Here is a 14,911-nt window from a genome sequence, read left to right on the forward strand (position 1 = left end):
GCCCGGTCACAATGGAAACAGCCACGGAATCACCAGCACGCAGACGAACATCACCAGCAGGGTAAATGGCACGCCGATCCGGACGAAGTCGCCGAAGCGGTATTGGCCAGGGCCCAGCACCAGGGTGTTCACCGGCGAGGAAATCGGCGTCATGAAGGCTGCCGAGGCCGCCACCGCCACCACCATGGCGAAGGGGTAGGGCGAGGCGCCGATCTGGTTGGCGGTGGCGATGGCGATCGGCGCCATCAGCACCGCGGTAGCGGTGTTGGAGATGAACAGGCCGATGGCCGCGGTGAGCAGGAACAGGCTGGCCAGCAGCACGCGCGGGCCGGCGTCGCCGAGGGCGTCGACCAGCAGCGAGACCACCAGGTCGATACCGCCGGTCTTCTGCAGGGCCAGGGCGAAGGGCAGCATGCCGACGATCAGGACCAGGCTTTGCCAATGGATGGCGCGGTAGGCGCCGTCCATGTCGATGCAACGGAACAGGCCCATCAACAGGCAGCCGACCAGCGCCGCGACCACGTTGGGAACCACTCCGCTGACCATCAGCGCCACCATCACGGCCAGGCTGAGCAGGGCGTGCGGCGCCTTGCTCAGGGCCGGCGCCACCTCGTCGATCTCCGCCGGCAGGCTGAGCACCAGGAAATCGCGGTTGCGTCCCTGCAACTGGCGGATCGCCTTCCAGGCGCCGATCACCAGTAGGGTATCGCCCAGGCGCAGCTTCTCTTCCAGCATGCCGTCGGTGAGCGCTTCGTGGTCGCGACGCAGGCCGACCACGTTGAGCCCGTACTGCGAACGGAAGCCCAGCTCCAGGACGCTCTTGCCGAGCAGGGTGGAGTCCGGCGGCAGAGTCACCTCGGCCATGCCGACCTCCCGCGACTGGTCGATGAAGTAGCTGGCGCGGAACGGCAGGCGCACCAGGTTCAGCTCGGCGCAGCGCCGGTCCATGTCCTCCGGAGGGGCGAAGACGTCCAGCAGCAACACGTCGCCCGCCTTCAGCTCGGTGCTGCCGCCGACCTTGACCACCTCGCTGTGGAACTTGCGCACCCGCTCCAGGCCGACCACGTTGGCGCCCAGGCGGGTGCGCAGTTGCAGTTCTTCCAGGGTGCTGCCGATCAACGGCGAGCCGAGCTGGACCTGCAGGCGCCGCTCGCGGCCGGCCAGGCGATAGTCGCGGATCAGGTCGCGCAGGGTCCGCCGTGCCTTCGGCGCGCCGACTTCCGCCGGGCTGGCGGCGTTCAGCCAGTTGCGCGTGAGCAGCATGTAGGCTACGCCGATGGCGAGCACCATCAGGCCTATCGGGGTGAAGGCGAAGAAGCCGAAGCCGGCATGACCCTCGCGCGCCAGCTCGCTGTTGACCACCATGTTCGGCGGTGTGGCGACCAGGGTCATCATGCCGCTGATCAGTCCGGCGAAGGCCAGCGGCATCATCAGCCGGCCCGGAGGGATCTTCAGCTTGGCGGCGATGCTCAGGACCACCGGGATGAAGATCGCCACCACCCCGGTGGAACTCATCACCGAGCCCAGCCCGGCCACCGCCAGCATCAGCAGTACCAGCAGGCGCGCTTCGCTGCTGCCGGCGCGGGCGATCAGCCAGTCGCCGACCTGGTAGGCCACCCCGGTACGCACCAGGCCTTCGCCGATCACGAACAGCGCGGCGATCAGTATCACGCTGGGATCGCTGAAGCCGGCCAGGGCTTCGTTGAGGGTAAGGGTTCCGCTGACGCTGAAGGCCATGATCACCAGTAGGGCGATCACGTCCAGGCGCAGGCGGTTGTGGATGAAGAGGGCGACGGTGGTGGCGAGCAGGCCGACCACCCAGAGCAGTTCGAGGTTCATGCGGGCATCTGAGCGGGAGGATGCCTGCGAGTGTGGCAGACGGACGCGGATCGCGCCTTGATCTGCTGCAGGTCGACTGCGCCTCCCCGCTTCGCCGCGGAGAGGCGCAGCGGCCCTGTCAGCCGAGGAGGAGGGCGTCGTCGGCGAGCTTCTCGCCGCGCACCTTCTCGAACATCGCCAGCAGGTCCGGTACGTCGAGGCCCTTGCGTTGCTCGCCGGAGACGTCCAGCACTACCTGGCCCTGGTGCAGCATCACCGTGCGCTCGCCCACGTCCAGCGCCTGGCGCATGCTGTGGGTGACCATCATGGTGGTGAGTTTCTTCTCGGCGACGATCCGTGCGGTGAGATGCAGGACGAAGTCGGCGGTGCGCGGGTCGAGCGCCGCGGTGTGTTCGTCGAGCAACAGGATGCGCGACGGCTGCAGCGCCGCCATCAGCAGGCTGACGGCCTGGCGCTGGCCGCCGGAGAGCAGGCCGATGCGGTCGCCGAGGCGGTTCTCCAGGCCGAGGCCGAGGGTCGCCAGGCTTTCCCGGAAACCGTCGCGCATCGATGCCTGCACCGCCCTGCCGAGGCCGCGACCGGTACCGCGACGCTGCGCCAGGGCCATGTTCTCCTCGATGGTGAGGTCCTCGCAGGTACCCGCCATGGGGTCCTGGAACACCCGCGCGACGCGGTTGGCGCGGGCCCAGACCGGCTTGCGGGTGACGTCTTCGTCGTCGATCAGGATCTGCCCGCTGTCGATCGGCAGGTCGCCGGATACCGCGTTGAGGAAGGTCGACTTGCCGGCGCCGTTGGAGCCGATCACGGTGACGAACTGGCCGGCCGGGATGTCCAGCGACAGGCCGCGCAGGGCGCGGGTCTCGATGGGGGTGCCGGGGTTGAAGGTGATCTTCAGGTTCTTCGCGCTGAGCATGGTCAGGCTCCCTTCTTGCCGAGCAGGCGTTTCTTCATCATCGGAATCACCAGGGCGATGGTGACCAGCACCGCGGTGACCAGGTTCAGGTCCTGGGCCTGCAAGCCGATGAAATCGCTGTTCAGCGCCAGGGCGATGAAGAAGCGGTAGACGATGGCGCCGAGGATCACCGCGAGGGTCGCCAGGATCAGCCGGCGCGAGGGCAGGATGCTCTCGCCGACGATCACCGCCGCCAGGCCGATGACGATGGTGCCGATACCCATGGAGATATCGGCGCCGCCCTGGGTCTGCGCGAACAGCGCGCCGGCCAGCGCCACCAGCGCGTTGGAGATGGCCATGCCGAGCAGGATCATGCCGCCGGTGTTGACCCCCTGGGCACGGGCCATCCGCGGGTTGGAGCCGGTGGCGCGGATCGCCAGGCCTTTCTGGGTGGTGAAGAACCAGTCCAGCAGCAGCTTCGCGGCGATCACGATGAACACCAGCAGCAGCGGGCGGAACACGTAGTCGCTGAGCCATTCCGGCTGCAGCAGGGTGAACAATGTCGGCTCAGCGATCAGCGGTACGTTGGGCTTGCCCATGATGCGCAGGTTGATCGAGTAGAGCGCGATCATCATCAGGATGCTGGCGAGCAGGTCCATGATCTTCAGCTTGACGTTGAGCAGGCCGGTGGCCAGCCCGGCCAGTGCGCCGGCGGCGGTGGCCGCCAGGGTCGCGCTGTACGGGTCCCAGCCGAGGGCGATGAGGGTCGCGCAGACCGCGCCGCCGAGCGGGAAGCTGCCGTCCACCGTGAGGTCGGGGAAGCGCAGCAGGCGGAAGGAGATGAACACGCCGAGTGCCACGAGGCTGAAGATCAGGCCGATCTCCAGGGCACCGAACAGGGAAAACAGAGACATGACTTCGTAACCGAGTGCGTGAAGGCAGGATTATCGTGCCGTCCGGCCACGGGCGGGACGCCCGCGGCCGGCGGCCGCTTTTTTTACTTGATGACTTCCGCGGCTGACTTGAGCAGTTCGTCGGACAGGGTCACGCCTTGCTTCTGCGCGGCCCCGGGATTGACGAACAGCTGCAGGTTGTCGCTGGTCTCCGGCTTGATCTCGCCCGGCTTCTCGCCCTTGAGGATGCGCACCACCATGCGGCCGGTCTGCTTGCCCATCTCCTTGTAGTTGATGCCGAGGGCGGCGATGGCGCCGCGCTTGACGCTGTCGGTGTCGGAGGCGATCAGCGGGATCTTCGCGTCGTTGCCGACCTTGACCAGCGCCTCGTAGGCGGACACCACGTTGTTGTCAGTGTTGGTGTAGATCGCGTCGACCTTGCCGACCAGGCTGCGCGCCGCCGAGCTGACGTCCACCGAACGCGGTGCCGAGGCTTCGACCAGGCTCAGGCCCATCTTCGGCAGCAGTTCCTTCAGCTCCTTGACCACCACCACGGAGTTGGCTTCGCCCGGGTTGTAGACCATGCCGATGCGCTTGGCGCCCGGCACCACTTTCTTGATCAGCTCGATCTGCTTGTCCAGCGCGAGCATGTCGGAAACCCCGGTGACGTTGGTGCCGGAGGCTTCCCAGCTCGGCGTCAGGTGCGCGCCGACCGGGTCGGTGACGGTGCTGAAGACGATCGGGATGCTCTTGGTCGCGGCCACCAGCGCTTGGGCCGACGGGGTGGCGATGCCGACGATCACGTCGGGCTTGTCGCCGATGAACTTGCGGGCGATCTGCGCGGCGGTGCCAGTGTTGCCCTGGGCGCTCTGGTACTGCCACTTGAGGTTCTTGCCGTCTTCGTAGCCGGCCTCCTGGAGGGCCTCCTTGACCCCGTCGCGAGCGGCGTCCAGCGCCGGGTGCTCGACGATGGCGGTCACGGCCACCGACTTCTGCTCGTCGGCGTTGGCGCCGAAGGACAGGGCCATGCCAAGGGCCAGGGCACTGAGGGGCAACCATTTATTCTTATAGGCCTGCATCATGCGGCGATCTCCTGATTGTATTGGCGCGCTGTAGCGAATTGTTCTGATTGGGCGGTGCGGGTACAGCGTGGCCGAAACATCGCATTTTTCGCGCAAGTCGTCAGCAGGTTTGATGTTTTTTCTTGCGGCGGGATTACCGCTGGGGGGGCGGGCAAGGGGGAGTGCCTGCCCTTTGCGAAAATTCGATGAGGCCCCGCGTGGCCTCCGAACAGAAGGTCATCGGTTTCGAGCCCAACCAAAGATATGTGGCCAATTGATGGCCTTGTGGTAAACGTCTCCCGAGTTGCAAGGACGCGTACCGCACCGCCTGCCTGGGAGCGGTGCTTTGCGCCCGGTCTGCGTGCCTGCCATGGGGGTGGGCTCTGGGGGATGCATGGTGGGGCGTTGGAGTGCGTGGATCGTCGCCGTGGCGATCTGTCTCATGGTCGGGGACGCGACCGCCGCTGGCTGGCGTTCGGCAAACTTCCGTGTCTATAGCGGCGACTACAACGGCGACGGTCAGCCGGACCTCTACCTGAAGGCGGTCACTTCGGTGGTCGTGGTGGGGGGCGAAGTGGCTACGCCGATTCCGCTCCTGCCACCGTTGAAGAATGTCGTCCTGCTGCGCAATGGTGCCAGCTACAGCGCCCTCTACGATCCACCGGCGGCGGATCTGAACGCCGTGGCCTGGACGGCGGCGCCCTACCAGAGCTTCATCGGCGACCTGAATCGCGATGGCATCCTCGACCTGGTCCTGCAGCCGAACGATTCCAGCGACTCGCTGCTGATCGTCAGCGGCAACCCTTCCGCGCACGGCGTACTGCAGGTAGCCAGCGGTACCGGGCGTTGAGTCAGGAGATATGGGGGCGGCCTGCTCAAGGATCGTCGGAAGTAAGTGTGCAGGCATATAAAGGATCGCTTCCTGATGTTCATGTTGGTATAGCGTTTTTGACCTTTAATCCCCCTCGTGAAAGTGGGTATCCAACATTTGTGGATTGGCGCTTGGGACAGCCGGGGGGTAAGAGGGGATTATGCCGCTGTCTCTTTGTTTCTTTATAAGAGTGCGCAGGTCTATAGGAGGGATTTAGTTGAGGTCAAGGAGAATGAGTTGGGATGAATGGGCGCTTTTATGACTCGGTGCTCGGGCGGTTTAATCAAGGCTGTTAGAAGCATGGGTGGGAGAGTTGATAGGAGCCCATCCATTTGAGTGGTAGCCGCCAAGGAGGGTGGCATGGACTTACTGAATGAAAGTAACTCATCATGAGTTTTCGGTGACTTGATGAAGAGATACGATATTTTAGCCTTGGTGGAATTATCTGAGGAAGTGCCTAGGCCTAAGGTAAAAGGTGTTGCGAGTGGATACTCTCCGCAGCATAAATTTCGTCAGGTGGAATATCTTGCTAGTGGGGTCCATACCTATCCTGGAGATAAAGTCATCTATCCGGGAGAGGCTGTTGTGGCTAGGATAAAGTTTGCTAGCTGGGAGTTCTTCGGTAATGACGTGAAGGTTGGTGATGTCTTTGAAATCAGGGAGCTTGATCGTGTCGTAGGGGTGGGGGTAGTTAAAGAAATATTTTGAATTTCTCTAGCTTGAAAATGGTGCGGTTATTTGAGTGTTTCTTTATAAGGGTGCGCAAGTTTGTAGGGGCTTGTTTTGCCTGGGAGGGTTTGTTTGAACGGCTGGGCTGGGTAGAATAATTTTCCTGTTGCCGTTATAGATAGGTTTCTGGGTGAAATGGTTGGTATTTGCGGTGAATTTTAAATGAATGAGGATGGTTTGGGTGGGTTTTGTTTTGCTGTTTATGGATGTGTGGGTAAGTATTTATTCTTGTTGAGATATATCAATTGTCATGGTAAGGGTTGAAGTTTTCATGAATATGGTGTGAGGTTGAGCGCCAGAGAGGGATGTGATGGCTGATTTTGAATATTATATTAAAGCTGGTATGGCGCTACGGTGTAATTCAGAAGGGTTGTGGTATTTGTCCATGGGGGATCAGGTCTTTTTTCTCCAGGAGGAAGAGAGTTTTTGGAGGGTTCTGGTTTTATTGGAGAAACCTTACGAAGAGGTTAGGGAAAAGCTTGAGGGGGGATTTTGTTACTTAAATGTTGTTTTGGCGGGACTGGATAGTGAGTCTGACTACTGGATTGGTTTGGCACTTTCTTGGATAGAGCAAGGAGGAGTAGAAGTCAGTGATGTACTACTAGCACGCTTGGAGGGGGTGGTTGAGGGGCGGAGCGCCTCTCAAAAAAATAGGCATAAAGCTTTTTCAGTATTGAGAAAGATAGGTGGGTAACTAATGGATATTTATTTTTCTAAAGGCATGGTTGCTTTAGTCAGTTTATAGAGTGGGGTTTTGACGTTTTGCAGTGAGTGTTGTTAATGGTTTCTTGTTTTTTAAGGTGTTATTGTTTTTTTGTTATGGCTGCTATTCACATCAATATCAGCCCACGCCATCGACAAGAAAGTCAACAACGTCACCATCATGCGTGTGGGCTTTATGGTGGACGCGAATTCTCCGGGTGGAGGCTGGGGCTTCATCGTCAGCAAGCCGGGAGCGGCGGATTGCGGCTTTGGCCTGATGCGCCTGCCGCCGATGAATACCGATGCCGGCAAGGCCATGCTGTCGCTGATGCTGAGCGGCCAGGCCACACAGAACAAACTGCCGGAAATCGCCTATTCGGCCAGCGCCACGGTGAACGCGGTATGCCAGATCACTTCGGCGCAGATAGACAGCGGCGCCTGGGGAGAAAGGTACGAGGCCGCAGCCCCGTACCTAGGCGAGAGTGCTTAGAGCGCGGCGATCTTCTGCCGTTGCTCGGCCAGCTTGGCCAGGGCCTGTTCGGCCTCGGCTAGCTTGGCGCGTTCCTTCTCGATCACGTCGGCCGGGGCCTTGGCGACGAAGCCTTCGTTGGACAGCTTGCCGCCGACGCGCTTGACCTCGCCTTCCAGGCGCTGGATCTCCTTGTCCAGGCGCCCCAGTTCGGCGCTCTTGTCGATCAGGCCGGCCATCGGCACCAATACTTCCATGTCGCCGACCAGGGCGGTGGCGGACATCGGCGCTTCCTCGCCGGCTTCCAGCACGCGGATGCTTTCCAGCTTGGCCAGTTTCATCAGCAGCGGCTCGTTGTCGGCCAGGCGGCGGTGGTCGCTGGGCGAGGCGTTCCTGAGGATGATGTCGATGCGCTTGGCCATGGAGATGTTCATCTCGCCGCGGATCTGCCGTACGCCGAGCATCAGCGCCTTGACCCATTCGATGTCGCCTTCGGCGGCGGCGTCGATCCTGCCTTCGTCGGCCACCGGCCAGGGTTGCAGCATCAGGGTCGGACCTTCCTTGCCGGCCTGGCCCTTGATGCGCTGCCAGATTTCCTCGGTGATGAACGGCATGAACGGGTGCGCCAGGCGCAGGGCCGTCTCCAGCACGCGGATCAGGGTGCGACGAGTGCCGCGCTGGCGCTCGATGGGGGCGTTCTCGTCCCACAGCACCGGCTTGACCAGCTCCAGGTACCAGGCGCAGTACTCGTCCCAGATGAACTCATAGAGGGCCTGGGCGGCCAGGTCGAAGCGGAAGGCGTCGAGCTGGCGGGTGACTTCCTGCTCGGTGCGCTGCAACTGGGAGATGATCCAGCGGTCGACCGAGGACAGCTCGACCGGCTCGCCGTTGACCCCGGTGTCCTGGCCATCGGTGTTCTCGATGACGAAGTTGGCGGCGTTCCAGATCTTGTTGCAGAAGTTGCGGAAGCCTTCGACGCGGCCCATGTCGAACTTGATGTCGCGGCCGGTGGAGGCCAGCGAGCAGAAGGTGAAGCGCAGGGCGTCGGTGCCGTAGCTGGCGATGCCTTCGGGGAATTCGGCGCGGGTCTGCTTGGCGATCTTCTCCGCCAGCTTCGGCTGCATCATGCCGCTGGTGCGTTTCTGCAGCAGGGTATTGAGGTCGATGCCGTCGACGATGTCCAGCGGGTCGAGTACGTTGCCCTTGGACTTGGACATCTTCTGGCCCTGGCCGTCGCGCACCAGGCCGTGGACATAGACGGTCTTGAACGGGATCTGCGGGGTGCCGTCGGGGTTCTTCACCAGGTGCATGGTGAGCATGATCATCCGCGCGACCCAGAAGAAGATGATGTCGAAGCCGGTGACCAGCACGTCGGTGGGGTGGAAGGTCTTGAGGAACTCGGTCTGCTGCGGCCAGCCGAGGGTGGAGAAGGTCCACAGGCCGGAGCTGAACCAGGTGTCGAGAACGTCTTCGTCCTGGCGCAACTCGACCTCGTTGCCGAGCTTGTGCTTGGTGCGCACCTCGACCTCGTCGCGGCCGACGTAGACGTTGCCGGCCTCGTCGTACCAGGCCGGGATGCGGTGGCCCCACCAGAGCTGGCGGCTGATGCACCAATCCTGGATGTCGCGCATCCAGGAGAAGTACATGTTCTCGTACTGCTTGGGCACGAACTGGATACGGCCGTCTTCCACGGCGGCGATGGCGTCTTCGGCCAGCGGCTTGGTGCTGACGTACCACTGGTCGGTCAGCCAGGGTTCGATGACGGTGCCGGAGCGGTCGCCCTTCGGTACTTTCAGTGCGTGGTCGTCGACCTTCTCGAGCAGGCCCATGGCCTCGAACTCGGCGACGATGGCCTTGCGCGCGGCGAAGCGGTCCATGCCGGCGTAGCTCTGCGGCAGGCTGGGGTCGAGGTTCGGGTTGACGCTGCCGTCGAGGTGGAACACCTGGGCCTGGGCCAGCACCGCGGCGTTCTTGTCGAAGATGTTGATCAGCGGCAGGTCGTGGCGCTTGCCCACTTCGTAGTCGTTGAAGTCGTGGGCCGGGGTGATCTTCACGCAGCCGGTGCCGAATTCGCGGTCGACGTACTCGTCGGCGACGATCGGGATGCGCCGGCCGACGATCGGCAGTTCGGCGAACTGGCCGATCAGCTTGGCGTAGCGCTCGTCTTCCGGGTGCACCGCGACCGCGGCGTCGCCCAGCAGGGTTTCCGGACGGGTGGTGGCGACCACCAGGTAATCCAGGCCTTCGCTGGTCTTCGCGCCGTTCACCAGCGGGTAACGCAGGTGCCAGAGGTGGCCCTTCTCGTCGTGGTTTTCCACTTCCAGGTCGGAAATCGCGGTGTGCAGCTTGGTGTCCCAGTTCACCAGGCGTTTGCCGCGGTAGATCAGGCCGTCTTCATGCAGGCGCACGAAGGCTTCCTTGACCGCTTCGGAGAGGCCGTCGTCCATGGTGAAGCGCTCGCGCGACCAGTCCACCGAGGAGCCCAGGCGACGAATCTGCCGGGTGATGTTGCCGCCGGACTGTTCCTTCCATTCCCAGACCTTCTCCAGGAACTTCTCCCGGCCGAGGTCGTGGCGGCTCACGCCCTGGGCGCCGAGCTGGCGCTCCACCACCATCTGGGTGGCGATGCCGGCGTGATCGGTGCCCGGCTGCCACAGGGTGTTGCGGCCCTGCATGCGGCGGTAGCGGATCAGCGCGTCCATTATCGCGTTGTTGAAGCCATGGCCCATGTGCAGGCTGCCGGTCACGTTCGGCGGCGGGATCATGATGGTGTAGGGCTGGCCTTCGCCGCTCGGAGCGAAGTAGTCGTTGGACTCCCAGGTCTCGTACCAGGAAGTCTCGATGGCGTGCGGCTGGTAAGTCTTGTCCATGCGAAAGGGGACCAAAGCTGAATATGGCTGGGGAAAATGCGAAGAAAGTTCGGGAGTATAGCGGGGATGGCGGCCCGGGGGTAAGGCCGCGGGCCGCGGCGGGCGCCCGCCGCGTCCGGATCAGCCGTTGCGTTGGCCGAGCAGGCGACCCAGGCGGGCTTGCAGGCGGCGGCGCAGTTCGGCTTCGATCTGCGGGGCGAAGTCGTCGATGACTTCCTGCAGGATCAGTTCGGCGGACGCTCGCAACTCGTCGTCCAGGCGCTCCTGTTCGGTGGGCGCCAACCCTGCCGTGGTGGCTGCCGCGGCCTGCGGCTCTGGCGCGCGCGGTGCGGTACCGGGGGAGACGACGTCGGAAAGCAGGGGAATGTTGTCCGGCTCGAAGGATTCGGTCAGCAAGGGCGGCTCGTTCCGTTCGTAGAGCAGGTCGTGGATCGACTCCAGATCATCGAGCAACTGCTCCGGGGGTTGTGTCGGTTTGTGGCTGTCCATGGTCGTGCACTTCAGATACGCGGCAGGCGATGGTCCTGTAGAGGATAGCCCTGCTCCCGGTAGAAGCGGAATTTATCCCGTGCCGCCTGGCGGATCGCCGGCTCCTCGACCACCAGTTCGGCCACCCGCGAAAAGTTCGGGACGAAGCCGGGGGCCTCGAGGGCCAGGTTGATCAGCAGGTCGCGATGGTTCCCCGGGGGCTCGCTCAGGCCCAGGGCGACGGGCGCCTCGGCGTCTTCCTCGGCCAGGCTGTGAGGAATGAAGGCCTCGCCGCGGAAGCTCCACAGGCGGCCGTCCAACTCGCTGCGCTGCGCCTCGTCGGCGCAATGCAGGTAGACATGCATGCCCTGCCGCCAGGCCTTCTCGGCCAGGCGGCAGGCGACCTGCAGGCGCGCCGACGGATCGGCGCTGGGGATCACGTAGAAATCGACCCGGGTCACTTGGCCCGTTCCAGCAGGTACTGGGTCAACAACGGAACCGGGCGGCCGGTGGCGCCTTTGTCCTTGCCGCCGCTGATCCAGGCGGTGCCGGCGATGTCCAGGTGCGCCCAGTGGTATTTCTTGGCGAAGCGCGAGAGGAAGCAGCCGGCGGTGATGGTGCCGGCCTTCGGCCCGCCGATGTTGGCGATGTCGGCGAACGGGCTGTCCAGCTGTTCCTGGTATTCGTCGAACAGCGGCAATTGCCAGGCGCGGTCGTCGGCGAACTCGCCGGCCTTGAGCAGTTGCCTGACCAGCGCTTCGTTGTTGCCCATAAGGCCCGAGGTGTTGCTGCCCAGGGCGACGATGCAGGCGCCGGTGAGGGTGGCGATGTCGATCACCGACTGAGGCTTGAAGCGCTCGGCGTAGGTCAGTGCGTCGCACAGCACCAGGCGCCCTTCGGCGTCGGTGTTGAGGATCTCGACGGTCTGCCCGCTCATGGTGGTGACGATGTCGCCCGGACGGGTGGCTCCGCCGCTGGGCATGTTCTCGGCGCAGGCGAGCAGGCCGACCAGGTTGATCGGCAACTGCAGTTCGAGCACCGCGCGGAAGGTGCCGAAGACGCTGGCGGCGCCGCACATGTCGAACTTCATCTCGTCCATGCCCTGGCCCGGCTTGAGGCTGATGCCGCCGGTGTCGAAGGTGATGCCCTTGCCGACCAGCACGTGCGGGGCCTGGTCCTTCTTCGCGCCGTTGTATTGCAGGACGATCAGCCGCGGCGGCTGGTCGCTGCCCTGGGCGACGGCGAGGAACGAGCCCATGCCCAGCTCGCGCAGTTTCTTCTCGTCGAGGACCTCGACCTTCAGGCCCTTGAACTCCTTGGCCAGGCCCTTGGCCTGCTCGCCGAGGAACGTCGGATGGCAGACGTTCGGCGGCAGGTTGCCGAGATCACGGGTCAGGGCCATGCCATTGGCGATGGCCTGGGCTTCCTTGCTGCCTTGCTCGACGGCGGCGCTGTCGGCCTTGTCGGCGAGCAGGGTCAGCTTCTTCAGTTTCAGCGGCTCGGCTTTCTGGCTCTTGTAGCGATCGAACACGTACAGGCCATCGGCCAGGGTTTCCACCAGCAGACGCGCCTTCGCGTGGGCATCGCGGCCTTTCACCGCGAGATCGCCGAGGGCCAGCGCGGCATCGGCGCCGGCCAGGCCCTTGAGGGTCGACAGCACGGCGGAGGCCAGCTTGCGGTACTGGCGGTCGCCCAGTTCGCGCTCCTTGCCGGCGCCGACCAGCAGCACGCGCTCGGCCTTGAGATTGGGCAGGCTCTGCAGGAGCAGGGTCTGGCCGACCTTGCCGGCCAGGTCGCCACGCTTGAGCACTGCGCTGATGGCGCCGCCGGTGGCGTCGTCGACCGCCTTGGCGCTGGCGCCGAGCTTGCGGCCTTCGCCTACGGCGAGCACCAGGGTGGCGGTTTTCAGGGTTTCCGGGCGTACGCTTTTAACAAGGAATTCCATGGAAGAGGTCCCCAATACAGACAGTCGGGATGGCGCAAGGGGCGGCATCCGTTAGCGGTAAGCGATTGTTCCGAGCACGATTCGTCCCGAGGACTGACGGTCGCCGCCGGGGCGGTGACGCAGGCAGCGACAGCTTAGTCGTTGCGGCGGGGGTCGTTCCATGCCGAGGATGGCAACCGAGGTTCTACAGCGCCGGAGCCGGGTTGGCGGTGCCTCCCGGCCGTTGCCGCACATGGTCGCACAACTGCGGCGTGTCTGGCACGACTGTGTACGCATGGGAACCCGCGGCCATGCCGCGTCCCTATAATGAACGTTTCGTTCCGCAGGAGTCGCACCGTGCCCGCCAGCAAACCTGTCGCGGATCCCGCCCGGAGTACCGACCCACGCGATTACCAGCGAGTCGGCCGGCCGCTCGGGGTCATGGCCAAGACCTTCCCGGCGGGTTTCGTGGTCGCCGAGCATCGGCACGAGCGGGCGCAGTTGATCCATGCCCTGTCGGGCGTGATCGAACTGCATGTCGGTCGCACGCTATGGCTGGTCCCGCCGCAGCGCGCGGTATGGATGCCGGCGGGGATGGCGCACGCGATGCTGGCGCGCGGCGAGGTCCGCTTGCACACCGTCTATGTCCGGCCGCAGTCCTGCCCGCCAGAATTCCCCCGGGTGCCGCGCGGAGTGATGGTCAGCCCATTGTTGCGCGAGTTGATCGTGCGCGCCGCCGGCCTGCCGTTGTTGTACGACGAGCGCGGCCGGGAGGGGCGGTTGATGGCGGTGCTGCTGGATGAACTGGAGTGGTCGCGGGAACAGCCCCTGGCCTTGCCCGACCCCGCGGACCGACGCCTGGGAAGAATCTGCCAGGCGCTGCTGGAGGATCCCGCCGACCCTCGCGGGCTGGAGGAGTGGGCGCGCTGCGTGGGGGCGTCCTCGCGGACCCTGGCACGGCTGTTTCTCTCCGAACTGGGAGTGACCTTCGTCCATTGGCGCCACCAGGTGCGCCTAGCCGCCGCCCTGCCACGCCTGGCGGCTGGCGAAGCGGTGGCGCGGATCGCCGTGGATCTCGGCTACCAGACGCCCAGCGCATTCAGTGCCATGTTCCGACGCCTGACCGGGAGCACGCCGAGCCGCTACTTCGCCTTGTCCGATTCGGCGTAGCCTTCGTCCGTTGGCGGGCGGCGCCGACGCGGCAGGATTCCTATGCTGGGCCCGTTTCCAGACGACTGCCCCGGGAGGCAAGCATGCAACGACTGAACGTGGAGTTCCGCTCCGAGGGTGTCGCCCTGCGCGGCTGGCTGTATTTGCCGGAGGCGCGTGCCGAGCGGCCGGCGATCGTCATGACGCACGGTTTTTCCGGGGTGAAGGAGCAGTACCTGGACCGTTACGCCGAGGTATTCGCCGCCGCCGGCTTCGTCGTGCTCCTCTACGATCATCCGAACTTCGGCGACAGCGACGGCGAGCCGCGCCAGGAAATCGATCCGGTGATGCAGCGTCGCGGCTATCGCGACGCGATCACCTGGTTGGGTGCCCAGGCACGGGTCGACGCGAGGCGTATCGGCATCTGGGGAACCAGCTACAGCGGCGGACATGTGCTGGAAGTGGCCGCACTGGATCGGCGGGTGAAATGCGTGGTGGCGCTGGTGCCGACCGTCAGCGGCCATGCCTCGGCGTTGCGCCGGACCCGCGCCGAGCAGTTGCCGGCATTGCTGGCAAGCTTCGACGCGGACCGCCAGCGGCGCTTCGAGGGCTTGCCACCGGCGCTGTTGCCGGCGGTCGCCGCGGGCCCCGACGAGCCTTGCGCGATGGCCGGCGCGGACGCCCACCGGTTCTTCACCGACAGCGCGGCGCTGGCGCCGAGCTGGTGCAACCGGGTGACCCTGCGTAGCGCCGAGCTGGCGCGAGAGAACGAGCCGGGCATTCACATTGGGCGGATCAGCCCCACGCCGCTGCTGATGATCGTCGCCGACCGGGACCTGCTTACGCCCACGGACCTTTGCCTGGAGGCCTACCAGCGGGCATTGCCGCCCAAGCGGCTGCTGATGCTCGCTGGCGGCCATTTCACGCCGTACATCGAGCATTTCGACGCCACCAGCCAGGCCGCGGCAGACTGGTTCGTCCGTCATCTCGGAGAGGGCGGCGAGCAGCCAGCGACAGTCGTCGAATAAATCGGCAAGCGCTGAA

Annotated in this window: 14 protein-coding genes; 6 read left to right on the forward strand and 8 right to left on the reverse strand. The window is 64.3% G+C overall.

What is annotated here, in order from left to right; genetic code table 11:
• Positions 1–6 precede the first annotated feature (6 nt).
• From LT948_RS04560 to LT948_RS04575, 4 genes are all read right to left on the reverse strand, one after another.
• Complete coding sequence (locus tag LT948_RS04560; RefSeq protein WP_003092885.1) at positions 7–1,839, reverse strand: SLC13 family permease; 1,833 nt, start codon at positions 1,837–1,839, stop codon at positions 7–9.
• Between the two features lie 118 nt (positions 1,840–1,957).
• Positions 1,958–2,752 (reverse strand): ABC transporter ATP-binding protein, encoded by a 795-nt coding sequence (locus LT948_RS04565; protein ID WP_003159390.1) that lies wholly within the window; start codon positions 2,750–2,752, stop codon positions 1,958–1,960.
• 2 nt (positions 2,753–2,754) lie between these two features.
• Positions 2,755–3,645: an ABC transporter permease gene (locus LT948_RS04570; RefSeq protein ID WP_015502418.1), complete on the reverse strand. Its 891-nt coding sequence runs from the start codon at positions 3,643–3,645 to the stop codon at positions 2,755–2,757.
• A gap of 83 nt (positions 3,646–3,728) precedes the next feature.
• Positions 3,729–4,706: an ABC transporter substrate-binding protein gene (locus LT948_RS04575; RefSeq protein WP_003100588.1), complete on the reverse strand. Its 978-nt coding sequence runs from the start codon at positions 4,704–4,706 to the stop codon at positions 3,729–3,731.
• 406 nt (positions 4,707–5,112) lie between these two features.
• On the opposite strand from LT948_RS04575, the gene LT948_RS04580 reads away from it, so the two are divergent.
• The 4 genes from LT948_RS04580 to LT948_RS04595 all read left to right on the forward strand — a co-directional run bounded on the left by LT948_RS04580 (position 5,113) and on the right by LT948_RS04595 (position 7,477).
• A complete protein-coding gene (locus LT948_RS04580) occupies positions 5,113–5,535 on the forward strand; it encodes a hypothetical protein (RefSeq protein WP_223720404.1) in 423 nt (140 codons plus the stop codon).
• A gap of 429 nt (positions 5,536–5,964) precedes the next feature.
• On the forward strand, positions 5,965–6,264 hold the full coding sequence (locus LT948_RS04585) for a hypothetical protein (protein ID WP_123903204.1): 300 nt from the start codon (positions 5,965–5,967) through the stop codon (positions 6,262–6,264).
• A gap of 331 nt (positions 6,265–6,595) precedes the next feature.
• Complete coding sequence (locus tag LT948_RS04590; protein WP_123903205.1) at positions 6,596–6,979, forward strand: hypothetical protein; 384 nt, start codon at positions 6,596–6,598, stop codon at positions 6,977–6,979.
• 144 nt (positions 6,980–7,123) lie between these two features.
• Positions 7,124–7,477: a hypothetical protein gene (locus tag LT948_RS04595; protein WP_049259899.1), complete on the forward strand. Its 354-nt coding sequence runs from the start codon at positions 7,124–7,126 to the stop codon at positions 7,475–7,477.
• Here LT948_RS04595 and LT948_RS04600 read toward each other — a convergent pair.
• The 4 genes from LT948_RS04600 to LT948_RS04615 form a co-directional block, all read right to left on the reverse strand.
• Complete coding sequence (locus LT948_RS04600) at positions 7,474–10,326, reverse strand: valine--tRNA ligase (RefSeq protein WP_023092485.1); 2,853 nt, start codon at positions 10,324–10,326, stop codon at positions 7,474–7,476. The two genes, LT948_RS04595 and LT948_RS04600, sit on opposite strands and share 4 nt — an antisense overlap.
• A 120-nt stretch (positions 10,327–10,446) precedes the next feature.
• Positions 10,447–10,815 (reverse strand): hypothetical protein, encoded by a 369-nt coding sequence (locus LT948_RS04605; RefSeq protein ID WP_009313445.1) that lies wholly within the window; start codon positions 10,813–10,815, stop codon positions 10,447–10,449.
• 11 nt (positions 10,816–10,826) lie between these two features.
• The gene (gene holC, locus LT948_RS04610; RefSeq protein WP_009313446.1) at positions 10,827–11,255 is read right to left on the reverse strand and encodes a DNA polymerase III subunit chi; all 429 of its coding nucleotides are present in this window, start codon (positions 11,253–11,255) and stop codon (positions 10,827–10,829) included.
• Positions 11,252–12,739, reverse strand: coding sequence for a leucyl aminopeptidase (locus LT948_RS04615; protein ID WP_009313447.1), 1,488 nt, complete (start codon positions 12,737–12,739; stop codon positions 11,252–11,254). Before LT948_RS04615 ends, holC begins: the two co-directional genes overlap by 4 nt.
• Positions 12,740–13,075: 336 nt before the next feature.
• Between LT948_RS04615 and LT948_RS04620 the strand changes: the two genes are divergently transcribed.
• Positions 13,076–13,888, forward strand: a complete 813-nt coding sequence (locus LT948_RS04620) for an AraC family transcriptional regulator (RefSeq protein ID WP_016253042.1) — start codon at positions 13,076–13,078, stop codon at positions 13,886–13,888.
• An 83-nt stretch (positions 13,889–13,971) separates the two neighbouring features.
• Positions 13,972–14,895, forward strand: coding sequence for an alpha/beta hydrolase (locus LT948_RS04625; RefSeq protein WP_033995011.1), 924 nt, complete (start codon positions 13,972–13,974; stop codon positions 14,893–14,895).
• Positions 14,896–14,911: the final 16 nt, after the last annotated feature.

The sequence above is a fragment of the Pseudomonas sp. CP-1 genome (genome assembly GCF_021213715.1).
GTDB lineage: Bacteria > Pseudomonadota > Gammaproteobacteria > Pseudomonadales > Pseudomonadaceae > Pseudomonas > Pseudomonas aeruginosa.

Excerpts from the sequence above, each read along its gene's own strand:
- LT948_RS04560 (WP_003092885.1), bottom strand. The coding sequence starts at position 1,839 with ATGAACCTCGAACTGCTCTGGGTGGTCGGCCTGCTCGCCACCACCGTC.
- LT948_RS04565 (WP_003159390.1), bottom strand. The coding sequence starts at position 2,752 with ATGCTCAGCGCGAAGAACCTGAAGATCACCTTCAACCCCGGCACCCCC.
- LT948_RS04570 (WP_015502418.1), bottom strand. The coding sequence starts at position 3,645 with ATGTCTCTGTTTTCCCTGTTCGGTGCCCTGGAGATCGGCCTGATCTTC.
- LT948_RS04575 (WP_003100588.1), bottom strand. The coding sequence starts at position 4,706 with ATGATGCAGGCCTATAAGAATAAATGGTTGCCCCTCAGTGCCCTGGCC.
- LT948_RS04585 (WP_123903204.1), top strand. The coding sequence starts at position 5,965 with ATGAAGAGATACGATATTTTAGCCTTGGTGGAATTATCTGAGGAAGTG.
- LT948_RS04590 (WP_123903205.1), top strand. The coding sequence starts at position 6,596 with ATGGCTGATTTTGAATATTATATTAAAGCTGGTATGGCGCTACGGTGT.
- LT948_RS04600 (WP_023092485.1), bottom strand. The coding sequence starts at position 10,326 with ATGGACAAGACTTACCAGCCGCACGCCATCGAGACTTCCTGGTACGAG.
- LT948_RS04605 (WP_009313445.1), bottom strand. The coding sequence starts at position 10,815 with ATGGACAGCCACAAACCGACACAACCCCCGGAGCAGTTGCTCGATGAT.
- LT948_RS04615 (WP_009313447.1), bottom strand. The coding sequence starts at position 12,739 with ATGGAATTCCTTGTTAAAAGCGTACGCCCGGAAACCCTGAAAACCGCC.
- LT948_RS04625 (WP_033995011.1), top strand. The coding sequence starts at position 13,972 with ATGCAACGACTGAACGTGGAGTTCCGCTCCGAGGGTGTCGCCCTGCGC.